The organism is Rhodovulum euryhalinum (assembly GCF_004342445.1).
Taxonomy (GTDB): Bacteria; Pseudomonadota; Alphaproteobacteria; order Rhodobacterales; family Rhodobacteraceae; genus Rhodovulum; species Rhodovulum euryhalinum.
The window spans coordinates 1-1,780 of the sequence record NZ_SLWW01000039.1 but is presented as its reverse complement, the minus strand read 5'-3'; the positions used below and the strand labels follow the sequence as shown (position 1 = coordinate 1,780).

Sequence of the window (1,780 nt, the reverse complement as noted above, 5' to 3'; positions counted from 1 at the left end):
TCGGCACTGGACGCGGCCATGCAACTTGAGGATCTGCGTTTTCCGCCGGGCAACCATCTGGAAGCCCTGAGTGGGGATCGCGCAGGGCAGCATTCGGTACGCATCAACGGGCAGTGGCGCATCTGCTTCGTCTGGACCGATCAGGGTCCGCAGGATGTCGAGATCGTGGATTACCACTGAAAGGAAAGACGATGAGCCTGATCACCAACCCCTCCCATCCGGGCGAAGTCCTGCACGAACTCTATCTTCTGCCGCTCGGGATGAGCGCGCCCGCCCTTGCCCGGCACCTGCTGGTTCCGCGCACGCGGATCGAACGGCTGGTCAAGGGCGAGACATCGCTGACCGCGGACACCGCGATGCGGCTGGCCACCTACTTCGGCACCACCCCGGAATACTGGATGAACCTGCAACGGGCCTGGGACCTCGCCCGCGCCCGCGAGACGGTCGATGTCTCAGGGATCGTGCCCCTGCAAGCTGCCTGAACGCAGCGCGTCGTTCAGCTTGCGCACCATCACCGCCTCGATCTCGGGCAGCAGTTCGGCGGCGATCGGGGTGTTCACGCCCAGTGCCTGCGCCAGCGACAGCGCCGTGCCCATGTCCCATCCGATGATGGCCCCCGGCGCGATCCGCAGCTGGCCGCCGAGGCGCTGGGTCAGATCCCAGACCTGCCAGCCCTCGACCGTCTGCGGCTGGTTCAGTCGTGCGGGACAGTCGGGGCAGGGTCCCGAACAGGCCGCGCAGTAGCCGTCCCCCCCGCCGAAGGACCACTCGGCAAGGGCGCGGAGGCGTTTTTCCTGATCCAGCATCAGGCCGCGGGCGACATACTGCGCCTGGAAGGCCTCGAACACCGGCCAGACCTCGAGGAGCGCGTCGATCCCTGCGGGCGAGAGCGGCAGGGGATCGCCATTGTCGTCGCCCACGCCCTCCCATTCGAGGATGGCGAGCCGCGCCACAGCCTTGGCCATGGCCAGCGCCATGTCCTCGGCGCGGGCGGTGTCCGGCAGGGCGGAGAGCGCCGGATCGGCGCGGGCGGCCACCATCAGCGCGGTGGTGAGCGGCGCGAGCTTGATGCGCAGGCCGGGCAGCAGGTCCAGCCATTCGGGGCGGTTCGACAGGTTCAGGCGGATCATGGTCAGTATTCCGTGACGGTGTTGACGAGGACGGCGGTGCACATGCGAGCGGGGGCGGTGGCCTTGGCCGCCTGCCAGTCGAAGCTCGCCTGGATGCCCTAGGGTCCGGGGATCTCGATCCGCGGGACCGGGAGATAGACGGCATGCGCCGTGAAGGTGAAGCTGGCGTTGGCCCCAAGGCTCCAGGCGAATTCCAGTTCGCAGGGCGTGCCGTCGATGGCCTGCGTGACCAGCGTGCTGTCGGCGAAGCGCACCTCGATCCGCCCCGTGAGCGCCGCCATGCCGGGATCGCCGCCCTCGATCTTTCCGTCGTTGCGGATGGTTTCGATCCGGTCGAGGCCATTGGCATAGGTGATCTCGGCCGAGACGACATTGCCCAGCGCCGTGCCGTTCCGCTTCACCACCCCGTTGAAATGCCCGAACCGTTGCAGGCCCAGCGCCGTGGGCGTCCCTGCGCCGGTGGTCGCAGCGATGGCCTCGCCTTGGGCGATCAGCCGGGCGGTGGCGGTCAGCTGGCCCGAGCGGTTCATCTGCCAGCTGAGCTGGTCCAGAACGCAGCCCGCATACATGGCGAACCGCGGCACCTCGGGCATAACGACCTCGATGGCCATCGAGGGCAGGGTCCAGCCCCCCGACTGGAATTCGTGGGT

Annotated in this window: 3 protein-coding genes and 2 pseudogenes; 2 read left to right on the top strand and 3 right to left on the bottom strand. The window is 68.1% G+C overall.

Annotation, left to right across the window (positions count from 1 at the left end; genetic code table 11):
* Window positions 1-180: type II toxin-antitoxin system RelE/ParE family toxin (locus EV655_RS18485; protein WP_243645158.1), on the top strand; the 180-nt coding region annotated here is incomplete at its 5' end.
* 11 nt (window positions 181-191) lie between these two features.
* Window positions 192-482: a HigA family addiction module antitoxin gene (locus EV655_RS18480; RefSeq protein WP_132546811.1), complete on the top strand. Its 291-nt coding sequence runs from the start codon at window positions 192-194 to the stop codon at window positions 480-482.
* Here EV655_RS18480 and EV655_RS18475 read toward each other — a convergent pair.
* The 3 genes and pseudogenes from EV655_RS18475 to EV655_RS18465 form a co-directional block, all read right to left on the bottom strand.
* Window positions 453-611 (bottom strand): DUF7697 family protein, encoded by a 159-nt coding sequence (locus EV655_RS18475; protein WP_424511328.1) that lies wholly within the window; start codon window positions 609-611, stop codon window positions 453-455. The two genes, EV655_RS18480 and EV655_RS18475, sit on opposite strands and share 30 nt — an antisense overlap.
* Window positions 612-694: 83 nt before the next feature.
* Window positions 695-1,130: pseudogene (locus tag EV655_RS18470) on the bottom strand (hypothetical protein).
* A gap of 2 nt (window positions 1,131-1,132) precedes the next feature.
* A pseudogene (locus tag EV655_RS18465) lies at window positions 1,133-1,780 on the bottom strand (phage tail tube protein); the annotation flags it as partial.

Excerpts from the sequence above, each read along its gene's own strand:
- EV655_RS18480 (WP_132546811.1), top strand. The coding sequence starts at position 192 with ATGAGCCTGATCACCAACCCCTCCCATCCGGGCGAAGTCCTGCACGAA.